Here is a 7,051-nt window from a genome sequence, read left to right on the forward strand (position 1 = left end):
CTCAAAGACTCCAAATGGGCTAATCGCGGCATGCGTCCCGCCACAATCCAGAAGCCACCGTCAATGACAATGGCCTGGTGCACGCCGCCACCGGAGGCCATCTACACGCGGCGTACCCGAAGTCGCACAACGACATCTCAACGCTGCCCGTGCCATCAACCCACACGTCGCCGAGCCGAACGCCCTTCCACGCAACGATCGACCACGCCGGTAGCAAGATCTTTAGCGCTCAAGGCTGCCCCCAGAGGGACAGCCTTGAGCGCCCTAACGTGTCTGTGCCGGAGAAGTAGTGTTGGCACAGCTGTAGGTGCCGCCGTTGAAGACGAACGTCACGTGCAGATCGGTGTCCGGGTTATCCCCGAGCCCCAGCATGATCTCCAGCGTCACGTTCGGCTCTGCCGGGTTTTCGTAGCACTGGTGGGGCTCCCCCACATGCAATCCCTTGGGCTCACGAGGTAGACCTGCCAGGTTCATTCGAAGTGCCCATCCCTGCTTGGGGAACTCCTCGCTGAAGTAGGCGAGCAGTGCGGCGTCCTCCAACGTGGACGTCAGCTGCCTGCCCACTTGGCCAAGGCCGTCCTCGTCGTCGCAGGGCCTCTTCGCGTAGATCTCCGCCCCTTTTGCCCCAGGAGGAAGCGACTCCAGCACCGGACTTGCCTTCAGCCTCTTCACGACGGCATCGGACTCAGGAGTGCATTCCCGCGCTTTGAATCCAAAGCCACATCCGGCCAGGCCGGACGTGGCCATGAGGAGCGCCACGCCCAGCACCGACCAACGAAACGTTCGTCTCACGAAGTCCTCAATCGCCCAGTTCTCAAAAGTGCGTAACAGCTACTAAGCGCTATGCCCCACGATGCCGCCGGTCCAGACCGCGCCGCGCCGAGGCCGACGGCGCGTCCCCAGCGGTTGTTGTAGAGGTCGATATCGTGGTCCCGAGTCCGGTCGTTCCCTTCGTGCGCGGTAGCCCAGGCGTAGGCGTTCCAGAAACCCAATGTCACTACCAGCATCGCTTGCCAGATGCAGTGGCGGAAGGCGTTCTCACCACGCTCCCAGCGTCCGCGGAACCAGGCCCCCGCTGTCTTGCCGGCCCAGAACGAGATCGCCGCATAGACCGCACACTGACGAGGCAGCCACATGCAGCGGATCCGCTCGTACCAGTTCATGTTGCTCTTCCCGAGCACACGGCGCGAGGACCTGCCGTCGAGATCCTCGTTGTTGACAGCGTCATGCTCAGCGAAATCGTAGTCGTTCGCGCTACCGCCATCGACGGGATCCACGGACAGGAAACGACCGAGCAGCGGGCTGTAGGGACGGGCGCCCATCTGGACGATGGACAGCGCACCCGCGTGTTCGTACGGGCGCTGGTGCTGTCCGGCCCAGCCGTGGTCCATCTGGCCCGGCAGGTTGTCCGGAACCCCGTCCGGATCGACCGTGCCATCCGCCTTCAGAGGCTCGCCGTTGGGCGTGTACGTCCGCACCGCACCGACCTGCTTGCCGTCGTGACCGATCGTCAATGCGAGGTCACCGCGCACCGACGGATGGTCAGTCGTCCGCGCGGCGGCTGTGGGCGTCCACGTGTGGATCACTCCGCCAGGAAGGCTGAACGTGCGTGACAGCAACGTGTTGTCGGCGCCCAGTACGACGTCGGAGGTGTCACCGGCGGCGGTGTGGCCGTAGCGCACCACGTTCACGGTGTCGCCCTGAGCGGCGCTGCGCTGGATGAGCCTGTCGGTGGCGTCCCTGAGGTACGAGACATCGGCAGGGTCGGATCCGGTGGAGCGTGCCGCGATGTTGCGGCCCGCCCCGTCCCAGGACAGGTGAGTGGTGGCGCCACCGACCGTGTACTGGGTGGTGTTGCCGAACTTGTCGTACTGCACCCCGCTCACCGCGGTCGCGCCAACGGTGGCGAGCAGCCGGTCCGCCGCGTCGTAGCAGTAGCTCGTTTCCGCTACCCCGCTCGCGGTTTCATCGAGCTGACGCACACGGTTGGTGTTGAGGCCGGCGTTCGACTGCGTGCCCGCAGGACACGCCGCGTTCGCTGCCGAGGTGAAGTCGTAGGTGTAGTGGTGACCCGTGGTCCACACCTGACTCAGCCTGCGCGCCCCGTCGTAGAGGTAGTTCGGCCCGTTCGGATTGGCGTCGACACCTCCCAGCGTCTCATCGATGATCGTGCCGTTCCGCGTCCTGCTGACGGTCGAGACCGTCTGCACGTTGTCGCTGGTCTTCCACGTCTGCGACACCGTGCGACCGGCCGTGTCCCTGTCGATCGAGGCCAGAGAAGCACCGTTGGCGTAGGTCGCCGTCGCCAGCTCACCGGCCGCGTCATACGTGACAGTGGCCAGCGGGATGTTGTCGAGCGACACGGTGAGAACCCGGCCGGCGTCGTCGTAGGTGGAGGTCGTTTGCTGTGCGGCGCTGTTCGGCGCCTTCACCTTCTCCATGATCGTGCGGCCTGCCTGGTCGTACGTGGTCTCGGTGCGCACGCCGTGGGCGTCGATGTACTCGACCACGCGTCCCAGCAAGTCCACCCTCGTAGTGACGGTGCCGCTGTGGTCGCTGACCGAGGAGGTCAGCGGGTCACCGTTCACCGCGTAGTTCGTCGTGACGGTCCGCTCCGCCGCAGACGAAGTCGAGGGGTGCTTGACCGAGGTCACCCGGCCCCGGCCGTCGTAAGTGGTGCAGGTCCACGCACCGCTGGAACTCTTCGCGACGACCCTGCCGGACGCGTCGTAGACCTGCTCCTCCTCGAGGGCCGAGCCAGACGCCGGAGCCGGCTTGCGGGTCAGCTTCGGCATGCCTGCTTGATTGACCGCGTCGACCTGGGTCGTGCACGGGTTGTCCCGCGTCTCGGTGTTGCCGTAGTGCTGATGGACAGTCTGCGCACCGGTGGGCTTGGTCTTGCCGACCTCCCGCAGGTATCCGCTGCCGACCGCTTCATAGCTCGTCCGGGTCGTCAGCGCGCCCTTCGTGGTGCTGGTGGCGAGCCCGTACGCGGCGTCCAGGCCGTTGTCCGTGAAGCCGGTCCCGACCACCTCGTCGGCAACGCCAGCCGACTCGGACTTGATCTTCGAGGTGGCCAGGCCGTACCGGGGACGCAGGTTCGCGCCTGGCACGACCTGCTCGGTGCCGCCCGGCCGGGTCCAGTACAGGTGCAGGTCACCGGGACCGCCGGTGTTGTTGTAGTCGATGCGGATGCGCTTGATCGCACCCGCGGACGGCGAGGTGTAGTTCGCGGTGTACGAGGTCGGCCCCTGGTCGCGCCAGGCGTCGATCAGAGGCTGGTCGTCGATCGAGACGCGCACGCCGTCGTCCGCGACCACCCGTAGCGCGTACTGACCGGCGTCGGGGAAGACGATCTCGCCGCTCAGCCGGGCCGAGTATCCGGCACCCGGCAGACCAGCGGCCGGTGGCGTGGTGCCGTCGAAGTGCGCATCGATCGCACCACCCGTGCCCAGGCCGCCCGTCACGTGCGTCTTGACCGTGCCGGCCAGGCGGGTGTTGTCCCACCATGTCGCTTCGAGCCCCTGCAGGGTCGCGTCGTAGATCGTCTGCTCACGTGGCACCGTCGCCGCGCACGCCGCCGTCGGCACTTGGCCGTTGAAGCAGCTCGCAGGGGCCGGCCCCCATCGGTCGGCCACCCGGTCGGCGTGGTCGTACACCGTCGTCGACACCCGTCCGGCGCTGTCGGTGCTCGTGAGCATCTGGTCTTCGTTGTTCCACGTGCTGGACGTCGTCCTACCTGTCGCGTCGGTGTTCGTCAGCAGCCGGTCGGCGTCATCGTAGGTGACCTTCATGGCGTAACCGGCTGCCGGAGACAACCCGGCAACGTCTATGAAGGACTGCCGGTTGGCCCTGTCATAGCGGTAGGTATGGCCGAGTCGCTGCCCGTTCGCTTGCCCGTTCGCTGACGGCGTCTGGACGTTGGTCGCCGCTCGGCGACCAACCAGGTCGGTGTAGCTGATCACCGTGTAGGTCTCGGCGATGTTGCGTGTCGCCGGGTCCTGCGCCACCCAGTCGACCACGCCGGGGCCGCGGAATGATGCCAGCGTGCCGTCGGCGTTGAAGCCGAGATCAGTGAAGTCGCTGCCGGGGTTCTCGACCCGCGAGATCGTGCCGTTCCGGTACCACAGAACGGTTTGCGAGCCATCCCAGTACGCGATGCGGCAGAGCATGTGGGACGGCGGCAGCGCGTCCGAACCAGGCGGCGGCGTTCGTCCCGCGTAGCAGTCATCGCCGGAACGGTTGTAGTACAAGCGATGCGACCGTCCAGACACTGGATCGCCGAGCTGCGACAGACGGGACGGCGAACCCGTCCAGGTCATCACGTTTGCTGCGGGAGAAAGGCTGTCCGCGGCCGTCGACTGGGCGGCGAGGTTGCCGTCGGCGTTGAACGTCGTGACGACACCGCCTTCGTGCAGCGTGATCTTCCCGGTGGAGTCCAGGCCGAGAACACCGTCCTCGCCCAGCGGCGGCGTGTAGTTGCCGGAGCCCGTCTTCGTCCAGGTGTGCTTCGAGCCGGACGAGTCAGTGAACACGATGGACTGGTCCTGAACCTGCGCCTTGACGTAGGTCGCCTCCCCGCCCACCAGGCTGGTGTTGATCTGCCAGCCAGTGGGCAGCGCCGGGGTGTCCTGGGTGTAGAGCCACGACGCTGGAACGATCTGTGGTGGCACCGCCTTGTTCGACGCTTCGTTGGTCTGTACCCACAGCTTCATCCTGGCCGCGCCGGTGCGGTGGTACAGCTCGGCTGTGATCGGCACCCGTTGACCCGCGGTCAGTGCGATCTCGGTTACGGGCCCGTTCTGGCTCGTCAGCGCGAAGTTGACGTCAGAAGTGTTCGGGTTGTTGTACACCAGCGTGTTGTTGACCCAGATCTTGGCGCCGTTCGCGTGCACGCCGCCGAAGTGGTACGTGCCGGTCACCGGAGCCTGAACGTAGCCCTCCCAGCGGCCCACGAACCAGTCGGGCGTCAGCGAGGGAGCGAACACTGACTCGGTGCCCCAGTCGGCGTTCACCTGGGACTCGTTGCGCACCAGGACTGGGTTCGCGTCCGGCGCACCGGAGTGCGTGCTGTCGTTGTAGTAGGACGCGCGGAGTCCGTACGGCTCGCGGCCCTGCGAGTTGTACGAGAACGACAGGCCGGACGTACCGCCCACGCTCGCGAACGTCGGGCCTTCGATCTTCGTGGTTACGTTGCCGTTGGCGAGGTTCACTGTCACCGGACCGAGGGTGTCCTTCGGCGCGGGCCCTGCGTCACCGATCCGCTGGTCGACCTTGAAGTGGCCGACCCAACTGGGCGTTGTGGTGGTCACACCGCCGCTGAGGGCGGTCAGCACGGTCCAGGTGTAGCTGGTGCCGTCGGTAAGCACACCCGGTGGGACGGTCCAGGTGTTGCTGGTGATGCAGCCGGAGTCAACCACGATGCCGGACTGCCCGTCCGCACCGGTCGCGACCTTGAAGCAGTAGAGGGTGCCGTCGCCAGAGGGGTTGCTCACCGGACTCACCGACAACGTCGGCGTCAGGTTCGTGAGAACACTGCCGTCCGCCGGGCTCACCAACGATGTCGCCGGCGGCGCAGTGCCGTGATCGACGATCAGGTTGACCTGCATGTTCTTGTACGACCACGAGCTGTCTTCCGAGCCCGTGAGCATGAAGTAGGTGGTGTTGTCCCGTGCGTTGACCTTGCCGGCGATGAAGTCGGTCAGCGCCTTGGATTGGATCGAACCCCGGTCACCGATCGGACCGGACGCCAGGAACTGACCGACACCATTGAAGTCAAACGCGTTCGCGTGGTGCAGGTTCGACTGCCACGACAACATCGACCCGGTCTGCGCGTTGCGCCAGAAGTCATACCGGGCACCGACGATGTTCTTGCCGAACAGCGGGGTGAAGTCGTGCTTGAACGCCGTGCGCCAGAACGAATCCCCGCCGCCTGGCCCGGACTTCGAGTTGCCCACCGCGATACCGCAGTTCGTGCACTGATAGCCATCGGACTTGAACGCGATCGACTGGTCATCGTTGTTGAACCCGTAGGTGTAAGTCGGGTCAACCACCACTGGGTACACCCTGGCCTTGTCGTTGAGCCACTTCGGGTCCACCGACACGGTCAGCAGCCAGGACTTGCCGTCCTGCTTGAGCGCGTAGGTGCCGCCAGTCTGCGCGGGCGCCTTGTTGTCCTTCGCACTGCCCGACGAGTCCCAAGTGACGATCGGCGGCAACGACGCTACGACCTTGCCCTTGGTGTCCTTGATCAGCACGCCGTCGTCCTTCAGCGACGGGACGAGCGACCCCGTATCCATCCGGAACACCCAACTGGTGGTCGATGTCGGCTTCTTGACGACGATGGACTCTTTCACGCCGCCCGGCTCGACCTCGTACTCCAGATCAGTGTCCGGCAACACATCGGCATAGGTCGCCTTCGAGTCCTTGGTCTGCCTGGCAACACGCCGGGCACCCTCGAGCGCGACCGAGATCCGCTGACCCGACTCACCCAGGTCGATCGGCCCCAGCGTGACCAGACCACGGTCCTCCGCGGACGCGGCGAACTCCGGAGCCAACTGGTGCGGGCCGGTCTTCGCGCGCTTGGAACCGCGGTCCTCGGTCAACCGGGTGTCCACCGCACGCCAGGCGCCCTTGTCATCCCGCACACTGACCGGCACCTTCGACAACACCGTCGTCCGCGTACCGTCCGAGTTGACGTAGTCGACCGACTTCTCCGCCCGGCCAACCTCCTTCGACGACTTCGCATCGAACTTCGAAGCGGCCTTACCGGCATCGGCACCCATCAACGGCCGGAAATCACCCGCCGCCTTCGGCGACTCGTGCTTGCGGCCCTCCTGCCGCGGGTTCGCCCACGACGACAACTCACGCGGATCGTGATATTTCGCCGGTGGCGCAGCCACCGGCGATCGCAGGCACCGCCTGCACCACCGAGGCCACCAATGCTGCAACCAACACAGCGGAAACCGGCGATCTATCTCCACGTCTACGCGACCGTCTTGTCCGTCTGACTCCAGGCAGACTCATCCACACTCCCGTGAAAGAGGAAACA

At 65.7% G+C, this 7,051-nt stretch carries 2 protein-coding genes; both read right to left on the reverse strand.

Features of this window, described 5'->3' with window-relative positions; genetic code table 11:
* Positions 1-264 precede the first annotated feature (264 nt).
* Complete coding sequence (locus DI276_RS20490) at positions 265-759, reverse strand: hypothetical protein (protein ID WP_157984835.1); 495 nt, start codon at positions 757-759, stop codon at positions 265-267.
* Positions 760-788: 29 nt separating this feature from the next.
* Entirely contained in the window at positions 789-6,863 is a 6,075-nt protein-coding gene (locus DI276_RS20495) for a PA14 domain-containing protein (protein ID WP_112265719.1), read from the reverse strand.
* Positions 6,864-7,051 lie beyond the last annotated feature (188 nt).

This window comes from Lentzea terrae (genome assembly GCF_003265345.1).
Taxonomy (GTDB): Bacteria; Actinomycetota; Actinomycetes; order Mycobacteriales; family Pseudonocardiaceae; genus Lentzea; species Lentzea terrae.